General features: G+C 52.1%; 18 protein-coding genes and 1 pseudogene. 9 read left to right on the top strand and 10 right to left on the bottom strand.

Annotation, left to right across the window (positions count from 1 at the left end):
• Positions 1-379, top strand: a pseudogene (locus tag V8L71_RS18500) (AraD1 family protein); the annotation flags it as partial.
• A gap of 382 nt (positions 380-761) precedes the next feature.
• Here V8L71_RS18500 and V8L71_RS18495 read toward each other — a convergent pair.
• Positions 762-1,082 (bottom strand): transposase, encoded by a 321-nt coding sequence (locus V8L71_RS18495; RefSeq protein WP_336275081.1) that lies wholly within the window; start codon positions 1,080-1,082, stop codon positions 762-764.
• Positions 1,083-1,100: 18 nt separating this feature from the next.
• Positions 1,101-1,271, bottom strand: coding sequence for a hypothetical protein (locus V8L71_RS18490; protein WP_336275080.1), 171 nt, complete (start codon positions 1,269-1,271; stop codon positions 1,101-1,103).
• 560 nt (positions 1,272-1,831) lie between these two features.
• Between V8L71_RS18490 and V8L71_RS18485 the strand changes: the two genes are divergently transcribed.
• The 4 genes from V8L71_RS18485 to V8L71_RS18470 all read left to right on the top strand — a co-directional run bounded on the left by V8L71_RS18485 (position 1,832) and on the right by V8L71_RS18470 (position 6,686).
• Positions 1,832-3,064, top strand: a complete 1,233-nt coding sequence (locus V8L71_RS18485) for an aminotransferase family protein (RefSeq protein WP_336275079.1) — start codon at positions 1,832-1,834, stop codon at positions 3,062-3,064.
• A gap of 24 nt (positions 3,065-3,088) precedes the next feature.
• Positions 3,089-4,570 (top strand): NAD-dependent succinate-semialdehyde dehydrogenase, encoded by a 1,482-nt coding sequence (locus V8L71_RS18480; protein ID WP_336275078.1) that lies wholly within the window; start codon positions 3,089-3,091, stop codon positions 4,568-4,570.
• Between the two features lie 212 nt (positions 4,571-4,782).
• On the top strand, positions 4,783-5,493 hold the full coding sequence (locus V8L71_RS18475; protein ID WP_022520260.1) for a GntR family transcriptional regulator: 711 nt from the start codon (positions 4,783-4,785) through the stop codon (positions 5,491-5,493).
• Positions 5,490-6,686, top strand: coding sequence for an FAD-dependent oxidoreductase (locus V8L71_RS18470; protein WP_336275077.1), 1,197 nt, complete (start codon positions 5,490-5,492; stop codon positions 6,684-6,686). Before V8L71_RS18475 ends, V8L71_RS18470 begins: the two co-directional genes overlap by 4 nt.
• A 187-nt stretch (positions 6,687-6,873) precedes the next feature.
• Here V8L71_RS18470 and V8L71_RS18465 read toward each other — a convergent pair whose 3' ends face one another.
• The 7 genes from V8L71_RS18465 to V8L71_RS18435 all read right to left on the bottom strand — a co-directional run bounded on the left by V8L71_RS18465 (position 6,874) and on the right by V8L71_RS18435 (position 13,265).
• Positions 6,874-8,151, bottom strand: a complete 1,278-nt coding sequence (locus V8L71_RS18465; protein WP_022520258.1) for a TRAP transporter large permease — start codon at positions 8,149-8,151, stop codon at positions 6,874-6,876.
• A gap of 3 nt (positions 8,152-8,154) precedes the next feature.
• A complete protein-coding gene (locus V8L71_RS18460) occupies positions 8,155-8,688 on the bottom strand; it encodes a TRAP transporter small permease (RefSeq protein ID WP_022520257.1) in 534 nt (177 codons plus the stop codon).
• Between the two features lie 83 nt (positions 8,689-8,771).
• The gene (locus tag V8L71_RS18455; RefSeq protein WP_223289194.1) at positions 8,772-9,800 is read right to left on the bottom strand and encodes a TRAP transporter substrate-binding protein; all 1,029 of its coding nucleotides are present in this window, start codon (positions 9,798-9,800) and stop codon (positions 8,772-8,774) included.
• A gap of 455 nt (positions 9,801-10,255) precedes the next feature.
• Positions 10,256-10,498, bottom strand: a complete 243-nt coding sequence (locus tag V8L71_RS18450) for a 5-methylcytosine restriction system specificity protein McrC (protein ID WP_336275076.1) — start codon at positions 10,496-10,498, stop codon at positions 10,256-10,258.
• A gap of 368 nt (positions 10,499-10,866) precedes the next feature.
• A complete protein-coding gene (locus V8L71_RS18445) occupies positions 10,867-11,826 on the bottom strand; it encodes a TraI domain-containing protein (RefSeq protein ID WP_336275075.1) in 960 nt (319 codons plus the stop codon).
• Positions 11,813-13,033, bottom strand: coding sequence for a tyrosine-type recombinase/integrase (locus tag V8L71_RS18440; protein ID WP_336275074.1), 1,221 nt, complete (start codon positions 13,031-13,033; stop codon positions 11,813-11,815). The genes V8L71_RS18445 and V8L71_RS18440 overlap by 14 nt, the downstream gene beginning before the upstream one ends.
• Entirely contained in the window at positions 13,026-13,265 is a 240-nt protein-coding gene (locus tag V8L71_RS18435) for a hypothetical protein (protein WP_286903233.1), read from the bottom strand. The genes V8L71_RS18440 and V8L71_RS18435 overlap by 8 nt, the downstream gene beginning before the upstream one ends.
• A gap of 104 nt (positions 13,266-13,369) precedes the next feature.
• Here V8L71_RS18435 and V8L71_RS18430 point away from each other — a divergent pair, with 104 nt between their 5' ends.
• The 3 genes from V8L71_RS18430 (at position 13,370) to V8L71_RS18420 (ending at position 15,099) form a co-directional block, all read left to right on the top strand.
• Complete coding sequence (locus tag V8L71_RS18430; RefSeq protein WP_336275073.1) at positions 13,370-13,642, top strand: helix-turn-helix domain-containing protein; 273 nt, start codon at positions 13,370-13,372, stop codon at positions 13,640-13,642.
• 813 nt (positions 13,643-14,455) lie between these two features.
• Positions 14,456-14,779 (top strand): type II toxin-antitoxin system RelE/ParE family toxin, encoded by a 324-nt coding sequence (locus V8L71_RS18425; protein WP_035565904.1) that lies wholly within the window; start codon positions 14,456-14,458, stop codon positions 14,777-14,779.
• Between the two features lie 26 nt (positions 14,780-14,805).
• On the top strand, positions 14,806-15,099 hold the full coding sequence (locus V8L71_RS18420; RefSeq protein WP_039860777.1) for a helix-turn-helix domain-containing protein: 294 nt from the start codon (positions 14,806-14,808) through the stop codon (positions 15,097-15,099).
• Between the two features lie 96 nt (positions 15,100-15,195).
• Here the strand turns inward: V8L71_RS18420 and V8L71_RS18415 are convergent, their stop codons facing one another.
• Positions 15,196-17,496, bottom strand: coding sequence for a TOTE conflict system archaeo-eukaryotic primase domain-containing protein (locus tag V8L71_RS18415; protein WP_431313197.1), 2,301 nt, complete (start codon positions 17,494-17,496; stop codon positions 15,196-15,198).
• 213 nt (positions 17,497-17,709) lie between these two features.
• Between V8L71_RS18415 and V8L71_RS18410 the strand changes: the two genes are divergently transcribed.
• A complete protein-coding gene (locus tag V8L71_RS18410; protein ID WP_193061696.1) occupies positions 17,710-18,237 on the top strand; it encodes a hypothetical protein in 528 nt (175 codons plus the stop codon).

Below are 18,237 nucleotides of genomic sequence, written 5' to 3'. Positions count from 1 at the left end.
GCTGGCCCACTCCAAACTGCGTGCCTGCAGCTTCGGCCCGGAACTTTTAGTAGGAGAGCTACCTGTTCATTTGGAGGGTATTAGCCGTATCGTACGCGGTAACAAGACGGTGTGGGAAAAAACCTTCCTTACCGGTGAGGCCAACATGGCGCACAGCCTAGCGAATCTCGAGCACCATCACTTCAAGTATGTCGGTTTCCGCCGGCCCGGCGACGTGCATGTGCATTTCTTCGGGACCGCCACCTTGAGCTTTGCAGATGACATCCGTACCCGCGAGGGGGACCGGTTTGAGATCAGTCTTGCCTATTTCGGCCGTCCGTTGCGCAACCCACTAAGCTTTGAAACGGCCAGTGCGCCTATCGACGTGAAATCTCTCTGACAGCAATCAGACAGGAGTTCGACATGCCCCAGGGCCCCTGGAAGGCAAGTTACTCAAGCGTCAGTGGCAGATCAAGGTCCATCGATTCGATCAACCCGGCTACTAACAAATTCCCCGAGCCTATGGTCGTCGGTGGTAAGACGGTCGAGGTCGAGTATGCCTGGAGGCTTGCCAAGAGGGCCTTAGCTATCTATTGGGAGGCCTCCTTCGGATTCCTCGACTGTCGCTATTGAGATTGGAGGAATTGGCGATGAACTGAACGAGCGTGCCATGGCCGAATACGGTCTGCCCATGGCTCATCTGGTAGGGGGGCGGGGCCGTCCTGTGCCAATGTCATATCGACCTACTTCCGGTGGCCGTGTTCGGAACCAGCAACTTTCCGCTAGTTTTCTAGGTGGCCGGGGGCGACACTGCCTTTGTCGTAGCGCGTCGCTATGGCGCGATCCGGCTTCAATCGAGAAAATGCATTCTCTACAAGATAACGATAGCGATATAACCTTCTGCCAAAACAGCTATTTCCTATCTTTGAGTTGCGCCTGCGTGAGATCACCAAGCCAATCCCGTTGGCGTTGACCTGCTCACGGATACGCCCACTTTCGTACCCTTTATCTGCCACTAATGCTCCACCTGTTGAAGACTCATCAATCAGCGCTTGCTCCTGTGTGCCGTCATGGACGTCACTTCCGGTGATCCTGGAGGCAATCGGTAACCCATGGGCTAATTAAATTTTTCTCTTGTTACCCGCGCGGCTTTTACCAATGGCTTCTACTTTCTCTGTGGCTGCCCCTGTGCTGTCTTGCTGAACCTTGTTATAGAAGTCTTCGATAAAGAGCCATTTAATAGCTGGGTCTCCCACTAATCGATTAAAAACAGCCACCAGTTTGCCCACCACGTTTTAGGCGTTGAAGCGCTTATAGACAATGTTCCAGTGCACGAAGTCGTCGGGTAAATCCCGTTACTGGCAACCGGTATGCATTCGGTAAAGACTACCTTCCCCCGTTAATCGCAGGTCAGGCTTGTCATAGATACTTTGTTGAAGCAGGGTAGGTTTAAGCTTCATCAGTGTTCATTCTTGAGCATCAGTCTAGGCATGGCGAGCTCGCAGTCTCTTGGTGTCGTAACGTGTATTCTGCGAGTTTGCTCCTATCCTGCCAATGCTATCTCTCCAAACGTCAACAGACCCTAGGCAATGTCAGCCACCATCAATATGTTGGGCTTTCCGGCCGTGAATTGCCGATTATCCCTGTGAGGACGCTTTTCACCGGCAGGCAACCAAAAAGAAAAATGTTTCATTATATCAAGGGAATCTGGGAAGTCGTAGTGCTAGGAAAATTGTAATACAATAGTACAGTCGCTAGTATAGAACAGTTATACAATTTTCTTTTTAACCTCAGTTCAATCCCGAAAGGTAACAGAATGACAACTCCGGCTTTGTGGAGTGCGCAAGCACACATGCCCTCGGTGATCGGCCGACAGATCCAGGTGGTCTCCGCGAAAGGCTCCTACCTCACTACGGATACGGGCGCCAAACTCTTCGATGGCACCGCTTCTCTATGGTATGCCAATATCGGCCACGGTCGTGAAGAGATGGCGAAAGTCGCCTACGAGCAGATGAAGACGCTCGACTCCTACCATGTGTTCGGTCGCTACACGAATAACCGGGCCGTAGAGCTTGCGGAAATGCTCGTTAGCATGGCCCCCATCGACGATGCCAAAGTGATCTTGAACAGCGGCGGTTCTGATTCCATTGACGTGGCGTTGAAGTTGGCGCGCCGCTACTGGAACCAGGTAGGCTGCACATCGAAGAAGGTCATCATCAGCAGGGAGCACTCCTACCATGGGCTCCACGCTTATGGCACCAGTGTCGCCGGCCTCGACTTTAACCGTGAAGGTTACGGTTCGGATTCTCTGGTCGATGGCACCGAGCGGATCGATAAGCACTCCACAGAGGCCTTTGCCGAGGCAATCGAACGTATCGGTGCGGAAAACATCGCTGCCTACATCGCAGAGCCAGTGATGGGAACCGGAGGGGTGCACCCCCCGCACGAAGGCTACTTCGCGGAAATTCAGCGGCTGTGCCATGAGAACAATATTCTGTTTATCGCCGATGAGGTGATCACCGGCTTCGGGCGAACCGGCACTATGTTTGCCTCATCCCGCTATGCGCTGCAGCCGGATATCATCACTTTTGCTAAAGGCGTAACCTCCGGCTATGCCGCTCTGGGCGGGATATTCGTTGCCCCCCGCGTGTGGCAACCGTTCTTTGAACAGGGGGCCGCCTCACCGGTATACCGCCACGGCACTACTTATTCAGGCCATCCCGTTACCGCCGCCTTAGCGATGAAAAACCTTGAAATCCTTGAACGCGAGGGTTTGGTGGAGCGCTCGGCAGCGCTTGAACGAATACTGGCCAGTGAGCTCGCGGCAATCGAATCTCATGAGCTCGTGGCAACCACGCGGGTCGGTGGCTTCCTGGGCGCAATCGAGCTGCATGATGAGGTTCAGGCGGAATGGGTCACCGACCAGATTCTCGACCTCGGCTTCATCACTCGCCCGTTGCGGGGTAACGCCGTGCAGATCAGTCCGCCCTTTATCACTGCAGATCAGGAAGTGCGCGACCTCGTCAACGGAGTTCGATATGTACTTGAAGACATTCGGTCAGGCAAGGCTCGGGCCTCGGCATAAGTTAAAAACTAAGAGGTTAATACCATGCAGCTACCAACCCCATCACCGGAGCGCCTAGCCGCTTCCGATAAAGCCCTGAAGAGCTTGCCCGGCTATAACAAGCATGCACCCGGCGACAATGAATTTGCCGTCCTCGACCCTTCTACGGAGGAGCGCATCGCTACCCTGCCCAGCATGACGCCACAAGAAGCCCTGACTGAGGTGGCGATAGCCGACAAGGCGGGCCGCACTTGGGCGAAGACGACGCCACGGCTGCGTTCCGACACCCTGCAAAACGTCTATTCGGTACTTATCGCCAACCAGCAGCGCCTGGCCTATGTCATCAGTCGCGAGATGGGAAAACCGCTGGCAGAGGCCCAAGGCGAGGTGCAGTATGCCGCCGACTACGTACGGTGGTATGCCGAAGAGTTGCTGCGCCCGGCCGGAGAGTATCGTGAGAATCCAGCTGGAGGCTCGACGATACTGACACGACGCGCTCCTGTGGGCCTGGCACTGCTCATTGCGCCATGGAATTTCCCCATGGCGATGATCACGCGCAAGATCGCTCCAGCAATTGCCACCGGTTGCGCATCCGTGATCAAGCCAGCGGCCCTGACTCCATTGACCACCCTGCTGACCGTCGAGCTGATGGCGGAAGCCGGCGTGCCGCGTGAGCTGATGCGCGTGGTCACCACAGCGAACCCTGCCGCTTTCAGCGAAGCGGTACTCTCAGACTCTCGGGTCCGGAAGATTTCGTTCACCGGCTCCACCAGTGTGGGCAGCACGCTTATGGGGCTTGCGGCTAAAAACATCGTCAAGAGCTCGATGGAACTAGGGGGTAACGCCCCGCTCATCGTCTTCGACGACGCCGACCTCGAGCGCGCCGTTGACGGGGCGATACTGGCGAAACTGCGCAATGGGGGGCAATCCTGCGTGGCGGCAAACCGCTTCTATGTGCAAGACGGCATTGCCGACGCTTTCGTCGAGGCCTTCAGCAAGCGGATGTCAGAGGTCGTGGTCGGCAATGCCATCGCCGAGGGAGTTGGTCTGGGGCCGGTGATCAACCGTAATGCTGTCAACAACTTTCAGCTTCTTGTCAGTGATGCCATTGCGCACGGTGCCGATCTGCGCACCGGAGGACAAGCCCCTGAAGGCAACGGCTACTTCTTTGCCCCGACCGTGCTCGATAACGTGCCAGCTGAGGCCAAAATCGCGAACACAGAAATCTTCGGCCCCATCGCGGCCATTTCCCGCTTCTCAACGCAGGAAGAGGTGGTATCGCGAGCAAACGATACGCCGTTCGGGCTGGCCAGCTACGTTTTCACAGAAAACCTCGACCGTGCACTCAATGTTGCCGACGAACTGGAAACCGGGCTGGTTGGCATCAACAACGGGGTACCCTCCAATCCGGCTGCGCCGTTTGGTGGCATGAAGCAGTCCGGTCTTGGCCGCGAAGGCAGCCACGAAGGGCTAGAAGAGTACCAGGAGATTCGTTACTACAATATAGCGCGGCGACCCACCGTGTAAGCACTTCCCGTGAACAAGGTCCTGACTACCATCAGGACCTTGTTCTTCCCGGGTACCCTGCATAGGATTACATGGATGCAAGGCGATACTCAGGCCCGGTATCATCATGTTTCATTCACCCAGGAAACAGGAGAAGGGAGATCGCGCCACTACCGGCTAAAGGGATTGGCAACCCACCCTAGTTCCCCAACTCAAGGTATCTCCCACCCCCCATGAGTACACCTAAGCTTCGCACTATCTCAGTCGTGGATGCGGTTGCCGAGCAACTCAGTGAGGCGATTTTCGATGGTACCTTTCGTCCCGGTGACGTGCTGGTGGAATCGCAACTCGCGGACCGCTACCAAGTACCTCGGCAAACGATCCGCTCTGCGGTCGTGGTGCTGATACATGATGGCATCCTTCGGCGTGAGCCCAACAAGAGCGTATACGTTCCACAGTTCTCGGAAGATGATCTTCACGACCTTTTTGCTGCACGCCGACTACTCGAGATTGAAACAGCTCGCATCCTCGCATCACGCAAGACAGTTCCCAAAAGCGCCGAGAGCGCTGTACGGTTCATGGAAGTGCTATGTGATGGCAACGACTGGGACGAAGTCTTGAAGCTTGACTTTCAGTTCCATCAAGCTCTTATTGAAGCCACCGACAGTCCACGCCTGCAGCGATTCTATCGCAGCATTTCGGCCGAAAAACGTCTGGCTCTCTCCTATTACCGCTCGGGAAACTCTTCACCCCAGGTAATCGCTCAGGAGCACCGGGAACTGTTGGATGCCCTTCGTACTGGAGATCCTGACATGGCCGCAAAAGCTAGCCGCATCCATATAGAAGAGTCAGAAGCGTTCATCAAGCGGGCGATACAAGCGCAACGCGAATCTCAGTCCGGTAATCAAAGTGCCCAGACCTCTAAAAAGGAAGCGGAAAAATGAGAGTTGCGGTCATCGGACTAGGAGCCATCGGCGCGCAGGTACTTTGGCAGTTAAGCCGCGTTGACGGAGTCGAGGTGCATGGCTTCGATAAGGAGTACCCCGGCCACCCTTCAGCGGGTGTTGGAGGAGAGAGCCGGATCTTCTGGAACCTAGAGATGACCGAGCCTGCCTACGTCCCCCTGATCGAGCGTGCCGCGGTGGCATGGCGTGAGCTGGAAGCCTCTAGCGGCCAGACGCTGCGCGATCCTACTGGCGTGCTGATATACGGTGGAGAGCAAGACGCCCAGATGCAGTGCGCGCTCAACTCCGCCAAAGCACTAGAAGTACCCGTAGAGCTCCTGGAGACATCCGCACTGCGTAGGCGCTTTCCCCACTTTGCGTTCGATGATCATTCCTTCGGTCTCTGGGACATCAATGGGGCCGTCATTCGGCCAGAGCGTACAGTGGAAGTCACCGTTGAACTGGCCCGTCGAAACGGCGCAATCGTTCATGAATTTAACCCTGTCACAGCGCTAGATGTTACAGGTTCCACGGTCAGCGTACTCTCACCGTCTGGTAAGCAGACATTCGATCGGGTGGTGATGTGTTGTGGCGGTTGGACCTCGAAACTGGTGCCCCATATCCAGGACGAGGTGGTGACAAGACGCTTGACCTCATTGTGGTTTAATGCACGCCAAGACGACTTCATTGACCTGCCACCATTCCTGAGGACGGCTCCTCAATACTGCTATGGTATTCCCAGCCAGGATCGGCGCTCAATCAAGCTCGGGCTTGGGTTCAATGATCATTACGTCACTGGCGATGCCGACACGCTACCTCGACAGCTTGAAGGAGCTGAGCTCGCGGCGGAGCTGAACAAGTTCGAATGGATTCGCGAGGGAATGCTGCCGTGGCTCAGCCGCCGACCCTACCGTGTCGAAACGTATGTCGAAAGCTATACGCGCTCAATGCTCGAGTATATCCGCCCACATGTAGAGAATCCGAATGTCATTATCATGACAGGGTTCTCGGGACATGGCTTCCGTGTCTCTCCCGCCATCGGCGAGATCGGTTGCCAACTAGTGGTCGATGGGAAAACCTGTGTGGATATCGGCTTCATGGAAAGGGCAAGCCCGCTCTTCTCCATTCTTGACCCTAAACAAGGCACCACAACTCATAACTCAGCCATGGCCAGCGGCCCTTCGCGAGTTTGAGTCTATCCATTTCCTCTTCCTGCCCGAGCCGGTCATGCGTCGGTCGCGAACCTAGCTGTGTATGCATATCGAGGCCACGACCGCTTGAAACCGGCCCAGTTGGGCAAGACCGTACACCACCACACTAAGGGAGTGCTGGACGCCGAACGGATGCCGACGACGACCAACCACGTTCACCAAAAATACGTTATCCCAACAAATTGGGTAAGAAGAGAGATATCTGTGGCACATAAGCCACCAGGAACAGGATAGCAACAAGAGCCGCCACGAACGGCAGCGCCGCTATACTCACTTTTTCGATCGACAAGCCGCTAATGGCACTGGCCACATTGAGGTTGTCACCCACTGGTGGAGTGGCAAACCCAATCATTGACGCCATGATCATTACAATGCCGAAATGAACTGGGTCCATTCCCATCTGCATAACCACCGGAACGAGAATGGGAGCCAGAAGGATAATACCCGCTATGGTCTCCATAAACATTCCAACGAAGAGCAACAGCAGAACGATCACTGCGAGAACAATCCAGAACGGTACAGGCAGCGCACCGAGAAAGCTGGCAATAAGTGTGGGGATGCGTTCAAGCGTCAAGATTCTGGCATAAGTGGACGCAGTAGCGATGATCACCAGAATCATTCCAGAAATGAGGAATGTGGTTTTCAGCATCAAAGGTATCTGTGATATCTGAGCCTCACGATACAGTATTGCAAGAACCAGACTGTAGGCCACGGCGATACCCGATGCCTCAGTCGGAGTGAACACACCGCCATAAATGCCGCCCAACACCACCAAAGGCATCATCAGCGTCCACTTAGCTCGCCATATCGCTTTGCGACGTTCACCCCAGTTCGCTTTGGGTGACTTGATTCCGTAGCCCTTTTTCTTACAGATGTAACGACTAACGATATAGAGAGTCAGTACGATGACAATACCGGGAATGAGGCCGGCAAGAAAAAGGTCTCCAATAGAAGTGTTCGTGGTTATTCCGTATATGATGAGCGGAATGCTGGGTGGGATCACAATGCCCACACCCCCACTAGTCGCCAGTATGCCAGCACTAAAGCCTCGACCGTATCCTTCCCGGATCATCGCAGGGATCATGATGCCACCGATAGCGGCAACCGTTGCCGGACCAGAGCCACTCAACATGGCAAAAACGGTGGTCCCCAGCAAGGTAACGGCCGGCAATCCACCGGTGATATGACCAACAAATGCCTTGGCAGCATCAATCAGTCTTTTGGAGAGCCCCCCATACTCCATAATGACGCCGGATAATACGAAGAGAGGTACCGCAAGCAACGAGTATGAGTCAACAGCTCCAAACATCGTTTGCGTGAGATAGTTGACAGGAACGACCTCAGTAATGATTACCGAGAGCATAGAGGAAATGCCAAGCGCAAAGGCAACTGGCATGCCCATGATGAGAAGCACGATAAAGCTTATTGCCAGAATACTGATGCCCATGTCTTAATCACCTTCGGGCTGTGATGGAGGAATAGGTGCCCAGGGGTTCCGAATGAGATCGATGAGTGAACGCACCATATGCTGCAACACCCGAAACGACATTAGGGATAGGCCAAGGGGAAGCCCTACATACACGAGATACATGGGAATCTGTGAACCTGGGGACAACTGCCCAGTAATCATTTGCCTCCTGACCATCTCAATCGACAGGGTGAACATGTAGATAAGAAAGGCTAGCCAGGTAATAAATACGAAAAGGCGAATAATCCGTTGCACGAATGGCATTTTTTTGCCGATCAGATCGACTACAACACCAAATCTTACATGTCGCTGATATTTGATGGCATAACTTCCACTCAAATAGACGAACCAGACGAGAGCATAGCGCGCAATCTCTTCAGACCATGAGGATGGACTGTTAAAGAAGTAGCGCATCACGACCTGATAAATCACCAAGGATGCAAACACGACTAGGGCTATTGTGGCTAAGTAGGTTTCTATGTGATCGTCGAAATGTGAATATATCCACTTCAGCATGGGGTTATCATCCATTCTGCGACAAAGACAACGAGCCCCTACCCAAGCCTTGTTGACTCAGATAGGGGCACTTTCAGCCTAAATTACTGAATAGCTTCAAGAAAGGTGGTATTGCCTGCCGCTTCCAGTATCGCTTTAAGCTTGTCTGTATCCACTTCAGAAGCGTTATCTGCATAGAACGGAACAGCAGAGTCAATCCATGCTTGCCGCTCTTCTTCCGTCAGGTCAGTGACTGTGCCGCCTGCGGCCTCAATCTCGGCACGGATCTCATCACTCACGGTTTTCTTGAGCGAGCGAATTTTGTCGATCGCTGCATCCGCTGCAGACTGAATGATTTCCTGATCCTCGTCGGACAGACTTTCATAGAAATCCTTGTTGATGAGCAGGACTTCAGGATCATAAATGTGCCGGGTTTCGGTCAGGTAGCTCGCAGGCTCGGTCAAGCGAGCAGAGTAGAGAAGTTCGTAAGGGTTCTCAACACCATCCACGACTCCCTGTTGCAAGGAGGTAAAAACCTCGGGAAAGGAGAGGGGAGTGGGCGCCGCACCGACGCTCTCCCAGTAAGCAATGTGCATTGGCACCTGCATGGTACGCAGTTTGACGCCTTCCATATCCTCAGGGACTCGAACCGTGCCATCTGTCATGGCCAGATTACGGAAACCATTCTCTCCCCAGCCGAGCGCGATCAAGCCGCTGTCGGCCAGACCTGCCAGCATTTCGTCACCGAGTTCGCTGTCAAGTACTTCATAGGCGGTCTCGGCATCTTCAAATATGAAGGGAAAGTCGAAGACCTGGAGTGACTTGTCGAAATTAGCAAGCACACCGACCGAAGGCGCTGTCATCTCAATATCGCCGAACTGGGTAGCTTCGATCATTTCCCGTTCACCACCGAGCTGACTATCGGGGTACACCTCGACCGTAATTCGCCCGTCGGTACGTTCGGCCACCTGCTCAGCGAACAGTTCGTAACCCTGGTTTTGTGTGTCACCAGCCGAGATCACATTCCCGAATTTGATGGTGTGGCTGTCACTGGCGACGACGACGCCCGACCAGGCAGTGAGGCCGAAGGCAGCGACGGCTCCAGCGGTGATGAGGTTTGTAGTGCGGATCATAAAGCACTCCTGTTATTGGAAAATTATTTGGGAGCAACTGCACGTGGGCTGGTGTCTGGTGCCATTTTCACCAATCATGCACACCCACATTGTATTACAGTAACACAATATGCATCTACCGCAACTAGCGCAACGACTCCCCCGACGTCACCCTCTGATTGAGTAGTACTACAACTTTATATCCTTTGGTGATTGCACAGAACAGTCGCGTTTCAGCGTTTTTCCAAGCCTATTGAAATGAGTGACCCTTACTTTGCCTCAATCACTATATCCACTGGTTTTCCATCAACAGCGACGGATTGCAGTAACACATTGCAGTTGACGGAGCCTGACAATTTCAATGAATACGTCTTACCTGCAGGTAAAAATGGCTGCTCTGGGTAGGGAAGCCCTACTTTGGCGCAGCTATATGTACTGGCGTAAGCATTGACTTGGTAGAGGCCTGCGGCGGAGAGCTACGCGAGTGGATCCTGATTAGTCAAACGCTTCCACTTGGTATCCAAGATAGTCACCGGGCGCTGTTCTTTATCGAGAAGGACGATATCAGGGCGTATAAGTAAACGCACCGTACTGTGCTCATCGTTAGCAAGGTGACGTCTGGGGCGCTGCTCTACAAGCCGAAGCCCTTGGCGGCGAGCGAGCAGTCTTAAACGGTTAGCCGTGTAGCGTTCGACTAGCCGGTTCATATCAAATAGCAAGCTAAAAGCCTGTTTTTAAACGGAGCGAGCATCCAGATACTGGCCGTTTATAAATAGCTGGGCAAGTACAACTAGCGGGGCATAACGTTGCTGCATACGGTTGAGTTCATGTGCAGTCGGGGCACGTTCATGCGTTGCCAATAATCCTACGGTTCCAAAACGCATCCGTAATGATTGAAGAAGTTGAGCCAGCATCAAAGCCTCACCATTAATTGAACCACTACACTAATGCTATCAAGAGAGGGTGTCAGCCAAGCGTTAATGTGTCACCAAATAACATGAGTGCTAGAGCTTTGGTTTAACGAAAAAGCATAAACAAACCGCCACACGACAGCGTTGGCGGCATTAAAGTGATGGCATGTGTGGCGCTATCGAGGTTGAGGCTGCAACGCTGGTATCTCAGGTCGGCAGAAAAGGTTTTGACCCAGGCGGCCAAAGCCACGGCAAGCTTGGCTACGAAATGCACGCCGCTGGTTATCGGCCATTGCACTTTGCCCGTCGGCATCACGGATATAACGAGCGAGTGTTAAAGCTGCTTTCTGGCCGTAGCGCGCACCCGGTGACGCGCATGTCCAAACATGCCGTAGCATAATAGCTAGGTCAGGCGCGTGCTTATCCAAATACGCCAGCCCATAGGCGCAGGCTTCTAAGGTAAAGGCATCATGACTACAGAGCTTCCAGGCGGCATTCGGTTTGCCTTTTGAGTCGTAGGTGTAGGTCTTCCCAATATCGTGTAATAACCCGGCCACAAAACACGTTTCTTGCATCAAGCGCGACATAGAGGGCTCGTTAAGACGTAGCATTGCCACGGCATTGTTAGCGACGTTCAACGAATGCTCTAGCAAGCCGCCCGGGTAGGCATGGTGATAATTGACGCTAGCCGGCGCATTCAAAAAAGCTTCAAGACGATCCTTGCGTTCCAGTACCCGTGTCAAAAACGCTCGAAGGCAGTCTGATTGAAGCGACTGTACGGTCGCGACTAACTTATCGAATACCTCTGGCACCGGGGAGTACACCCGTGGCAACGATTGTAGGGTATCCATAGAGATCACTTCATCCCGGGACGCCCTGCGGAACTCATCAAGAATGAATTGGCCTGACAAACACTTCACGCCGGAGGCGGTAACAAAGTCCAGATGGCCGATGCGCTCAGGTACTGTTGTTTTGCTCAAGTTGAGCATCGCGATGTGATCTCCCATGCAATCACTCAGCCGCAGTTTTAAGAATGGCGTTTTCGCGTTGTCAAACTCCACCACACGCCCAGTAAGGCGGTAAGTGCCCGTGAAGGTGCGAGACAGGTGAGGAGGGGCGTTATCAAGCCGTTTCATGACGCTGCTCCTTCTGGGGCTTAGTGGGCGTGGTGTTGCCTAACAAACGCTCAAAGGCAGAGCCATCCATACGGGTGGCATTGGGGACGTAACGGGAATAGACCTTGAACAGCATTTCGGTGGAACTGTGACCCAGCATGCGCGCTACCCATTCTGGGTTTTCGCCAGAAGCCAAAAAGAGTGTCGCGGCAGTATGACGTGTTTGATAAGGACGGCGCTTGGTCAGCTCAAGAGACTTGAGCAAGGGATACCACACGCGCTTCGTCACGTTATTGTGATCAAGCGGCTGACCTAGCTGATTACAGAACACGTATTGGCTCATATGCCCAGTGGCGGCGTACTGCGTTTTTAGCGCGTCATACACTTGACCAAACATAGGGATTTCCCGTTGCGATCCGTCGGTTTTGGTATATTCCGTTTCGCCATTGATCAATGTTTCGCGTACCAAAATTTCCCGCTTAGCAAAATCAACGTTTTTCCACTTCAACCCATCGACTTCACCGGTGCGCATGCCGGTAAAGAACCGCACTGTGTAATAGTTGCAATAGTCTGCGCGGACGTTATCGATGATGCGTTGCACCTCATGTAGCGAAAACGGCTCGATATGCGTCTTCTGTAGCTTTAACGGCTTAATATTTTTGTACGGCGTCTCAAAATCGAAACGCTCGGCCGCCTCATCGAGCACCATACGCAAAATGGACATATGGCTGTTGATCGTTTTAGGCGATACCAGACCCGTGGCACCACGGCCCCTGCGCTTGGCTAGTTTGGTGCGGAACGCCAGTATGTCCGCCTTGGTGATGTCTCCGATGTGTTTTTTCCCAAACGCTGGCTTAAGTGAGCTATCCAGGATCGAACTCACATTCCGTACGTGGGAAGCACGCCATTGGATTTTGCTCTCATCGAACCACTGATCAGAGAAACCGTTGAAGGATGGTGTGTCTAAATCGCTGACAACTTGAGACTCAGCTGTATTGGTAGGCTGATGGGGCTTCAATTTCTGCAAGTTGCTGCTATTAGGAAAGAACTCTGCATAATTGAATTCGCCGAGCAGCATTTTTGCTTCCATGCGCTGTAAAAGCTGTTCCAGCTGCTTACGATTTTTTGCGTTGTCGTCTAGAAGCGTTTGTTCACGAAAACGTTGCCCGTCATACCTGAAGTCGATAAAAAGCTTTTTGCTCTCTTGGCGGACGCGAACCTTACCCATGGCATACTCCTCCGTTAGCCATTGGAATAGCGATTGCTTGCTGACGAGGAGTCGCTTTCAGCATTTCTTCCTGAATAGTTTCCCAAATATAAAGGATTTTCCGACGCCCAAAGGGGCGGATGTAATGAGTGCCTTCAATGAGCACACTGTCTTTAAGTTGCTGGCGGATAGTGCGTGCATCATATTTGATACGCGATGCGAGCTCTTCCGTTGTCAAAAAAGTGCAGTCCATGAGACCATCTCCTCGCCAAAGTGATCATTTGATAATATATTTAATCGTTCGATTATAAATATAAACGATCAAATGATTATTTCAACACCTTTTTGATAATTTTTATGATCATATTGGACAAAGAGATGATTCGGTATCACTTAAAAGAGCTGATCGCTGAGAAAGAATTTGAAGAACGGCGCAGGATTACGATTGGCGAGATAGCAAAAGAAACAGGTATCAATCGAATGACGTTATCGAAAATTATCAATCATCCAGGCCATAGCACAGTGACTGATAATCTCGACAAGCTTTGTTACTACTTCGATTGTGATATTGAGCAACTGGTAACTCATGTTAAGGAGGCTAATGATGAGTCTGCGCTTTTGGCCGACTAAGAACGTAGTGTGGAAATTAATTGTGAGGTAGGAATTTGCCGTCAGGTGCCTGAAGGTCATGCAAATTTTTGATCTTCAGAGGCAATGAAAATATTGGGCACGGTGTGGGCACAATGTGGGCACAGAGGAATTTGAAAAGACAGGCAACAAAAAAGGCAGACCAGTAAGTAACTGATCTGCCTTTCAAAATATTGGTAGCGGGGACCGGATTTGAACCGATGACCTTCGGGTTATGAGCCGGATTGATTTGATTTTCTTAGCGCTGCTTTATTTGTTGTTATTTGTCTAAATAGCCTGCTATATAAGGGTTTCCGTCGGTTTTTGAAATGCTGTCTAGGTAATTTAAGGTCAATCTAGCACGCTAAAGAGTGTCACAAAGTAAAATGTAAAATTTACAGCATAAATGACCGTTAGGCTGCTGCTGAGGTCGGCAGCGGGTTAGCCGGACTCTGAAACCGGCGAGACTGGCATCATAGGTTTTGTCAGAACGGATTGTTTGGTATGCCAGTTCCCGTGAGATGGCGCTGGGCGGATGTTCCAATTGTCGGGCGATGGTTCGGATTTAGTAGTGAACCCGCATCTGCATGATGGCGGCTCGGTCTTCAGTAGAGAGGTCGCAATAGCAATGAGTCGTGGCAAAACCATACCGGAGGGTCAGATATTGCATTTGGTCATTGAGACCGCCAACCCAAGTGCGAATAGTCAACGGCATCTTATTGGTGATACGGCTACAGTGGAAGCAGCTTGAAGCATTCGATTGATGAGTTTATTATATCTGAACTGATATAAATTTATGGCAGTTAAGGAGCCAGCGTGGCGCGCAAGAAACCTGTTGCATTCGTTGGAGACTCGAAGGATCGGCTGCGCGACTTCTCTCTGGACGCCAAGCGAGAAGCGGGGTTTCAGATAGACAAGATTCAGGCTGGAGGCCAGCCGGACGATTTCCGCCCAATGCCAAGCGTTGGCCCTGGTGTCATGGAAATCCGCATTCGGGAACACAACGGCGCCTTTCGGGTCTTCTACGTGGCCAACCGGGGCGACGCGGTATTTGTGCTCCACTGCTTCCAGAAGAAAACCCAGCAGACCGCCAAAAAAGACATCGACTTGGGCAAGCAGCGATACAAGGAGCTGCCCTGAGCCCAACCACCAAGCGAGGTTAGAAAATGGCCATCGAGTATTACGACAGTGTGTGGGACGCCATCGAGGACACTCCTGAAGAGGCGCTGAACATGCGGCTGCGCTCCGAGCTCATGGCGAGGATTGCTGGCCGTGTAAGGGAGTGGGATATTACTCAGAAAGAGGCTGCACATCGTCTGGGAATCACCCAACCCCGCCTCAACGACTTGCTGAACGGCCAGATTAATAAGTTCAGTCTCGATGCTTTGGTCAACCTGACGGGGCCAGCTAACTTCCATCTCGAACTGGAGATTGAAGACGAGAAGGAAGTAGCCGCCTGAGAGTGACCAGATAAACTGGGTTCAGCTAGACAAGTGAAGAAATTCTTGGCCTCAGTTCACTTGATGAGCTTTTAACGACTGACTGCCTCTCAAAGGCTAAAGCAATCTGGTTTGCCCGGAAGCCATAAACTTATACCCCATAGCCTTATAGCCTTTCTCACGCTTTCGGAACATTCGCTCAAGCATAGGCAGGCCAGTATCCAAGTAATCATAGACAGTGACTTCTAGTTTGCCTTCGGTGTCTCGATGGAGTCTGCCTGCATACTGTGACAGCGTTCCTTTCCATGCGATGGGCAGAGCTAAAAACAGGGTGTCCAGTCGAGGCAAGTCAAAGCCTTCTCCAATGTATTTCCCAGTTGCAACGATGACTTGAACCCTATGCAACTCTTTTTCTGCCAACTGGCGCTCTTTGACGCGCATCCCACCACGTAAGATAACTGACGATATGGATTCAGCATCCAGCAGTGTCGCCAAGGTCTCGGCATGTTCTCGTCGTTCCGTCAGCACAAGGCAATTTGCTTGGTTGTGCGCACAGCTTGCAACATCCTGAACAATGGCCTCATTTCGGGCGCTGCTCTGGGCAAGCCAATGGTAAACCGATGCGATATGGGGCCGCACACTAGGCTGGCAGATGTGGGTGGGTGGCGTTTCGTGATGCTCTCGAACAATGACGTGTTGGATAAATCGGTTACTGTGGTGCGCCTGGGCTTTGTGACGAATGGGCCCTGCAACCATCAACATGATTTTTTGGTGGCCATCCTGACGATCAGGCGTTGCTGTCAAACCAATGACGTATCGAGCGCTGACCTCATTAAGCAACATCTCGTAACGTGGCGCTGAGATATGATGGCATTCATCGATGATGACTTGCCCGTACTCCTTGACCTGCTTCGAGACTGTATTGTCTTTCTTATTGATCAAGCTTTGGTAAGTGGCAACGTCGACCTGCCCAGTAGGTTTCTTTTTACCGCCGCCAATTACACCGATGAGCGCACCCTCAAGGAAGGTGTCGAGTCGCTCCTTCCATTGATCAAGTAGCTGACGACTGTGCGTGAGGATCAGTGTGTTGACTTGCCGCCTGGTTATCACGCCAATAGCCGTTACGGTTTTACCGAAAGCGGTCGGTGCATGAAGTATTCCGGTATCGTGTTGGATAAGTGCCTGCACCGCCTTGTCCTGGTCGCTACGCAGCGTTGCTTTTAGGCTGACTCCAGGTAAAAACTGGCCTGATATTCTACGGTCATCAATGTCCACCGTGATTCCCTGTTTCAGCAGCAGATCTTGAAGCTCATCCAAGCAGCCTCTGGGAATAGAAAGATAACCTTGCTCAATATGGGCGCATGATATGTAGCGAGGGATGCCATGCGTCGAGAAACGAAGCGACTGTGTTTTGAAAAATACAGGATTAGCAAAGCTGGCCATTCGCTTTATTCGTGTCGCCAATGTTCCTGGAATGCCTGATAACTTTATATAAATGTGACTGGTCAGGATGAGCGTGATGCTTTCAGGACATCCAGAAAGCTTCCCTGTATCAACCGGTAACGTTGACTCCCACGGCAACACAGTATCTACAGTCACACCGGAATTAGCCTCATTGCCGATCAGCTCTTCAAGTTGAGCTGATGCAAGTGTCTGTTGCTGACTGAGCAGTGCCCATTGATCCGGGTATGGCGCAAAGTTGTCGTCGACGAAGACGGTGCATCCGCGACTTCGCGCCTCGTGTTGAAGCGGCAGGGCAATCAGATTGCCAAACCCACCATCAGGCATGGTGTCTTGGTTGGGAAATAGCCGGTCATAGGAGTCGAAGGATAAGCCTGGATGAAGCTCCATGGCCTTATCCAACAATTTGAATCCCAACCTCCTCGCTGACGAAGCTTGAACAGCTTCTGAAAAGAAAACCCATAGATGGGCACCCGCACCGGACCGAGAAACCTCCATAAGATAGGGTACGCCTTCACCACGACAGGCCTGGGCTAGTGCACGAACATTCGCTTTCCAGTCCCCCTTATCAAAATCCGCCGCCAGCAAGTAACAAGAGCTATCCGGCAGTAAAGGGTAAAGGCCGGTCACATGTTTGCCAGACAGGTGGTCATAAACTGCATCAAAATCGAGGGGCTTGAAATTTTTGTGTCGACATTCTCCACACTTGATCCTTGGTTTCTGACAGATGACCGGCATCCACTCGTTCGCACAAGCGACAGCATAGCCGGAACGACCGCCGGAACTCTGCCAGCGAACCGCATAAACATCCTGCCTGCCTCGAAAGAGTTTTCGGTATACTTCAACTTTCTGGCCAGGGGTGAGTAGCGGTAAATCATGTCGGTTTGCAGAGCGATACAGCTCTTGCTTTCGAGAAAGGAGAGCAGCCTTTTCTTGTTCAAGCTCTGATAGTCTCAGCTCAATAGTGACGAGTTCTTGATCTGTGCGGATACCTACCTCGTGCCCAGTAAAGCTATAGGGGTCTACGGTTTAACAGGTTAGAGACGCTTATTTGTAGTCTAGCTTATCGTCAGCACTCGGCTGACAGACCACACTCGTCACCATAAAAATTTACGGCGATCTATTTTGATATAATAGTAATGCATTGGACTGACAACACTGAGGCATGGTGTGACAAAGTTGGTAATATCGAAGATCAAACCCCCTTCCGGAGCGCTCGCTGAGATCGAGCGAGTCAACATTAACATTGCCAATCAATTGCCCGTGTCGTCATGGCTGGATGCTGAATTAGCCGATACCTTACTTGCCTACCATCCCGTTTCTGTGCAAAAGGTATCGAGGCATTACGAAGTGGTCAGTGGATTTCGCGCGTTTCATGCCGTTAGTGCCTTGCTGGATCCAGAGGCTTCCATCTCGGTAGGCATCACAGATGCTCACGAATCTGATCTGGTCAGAGGAGCGTTGTTTGAGCTTATTAGCCATAGCCTGATGCACTGTCCTGAGGCTGTGGATGCGAAAGAGCGCGTCTATCGACAGTTAAAAGAGCTCTCCATTACGCTGCGTAAGACGCACGGCATCAAGGTGCCTAAGAGTCTGTCCACACGCAATCTAAAGGCATTAATGGGACTAGAAGAGCGCCGCATCACGCATTCAAGGAAGCGAAAATCAGAACTCCAGCGGATCATGGAGTCCCAGTGA

Source organism: Vreelandella indica (genome assembly GCF_037070225.1).
Classification (GTDB): domain Bacteria; phylum Pseudomonadota; class Gammaproteobacteria; order Pseudomonadales; family Halomonadaceae; genus Vreelandella; species Vreelandella arctica.
This window is presented reverse-complemented; position numbering and strand designations above follow the sequence as displayed.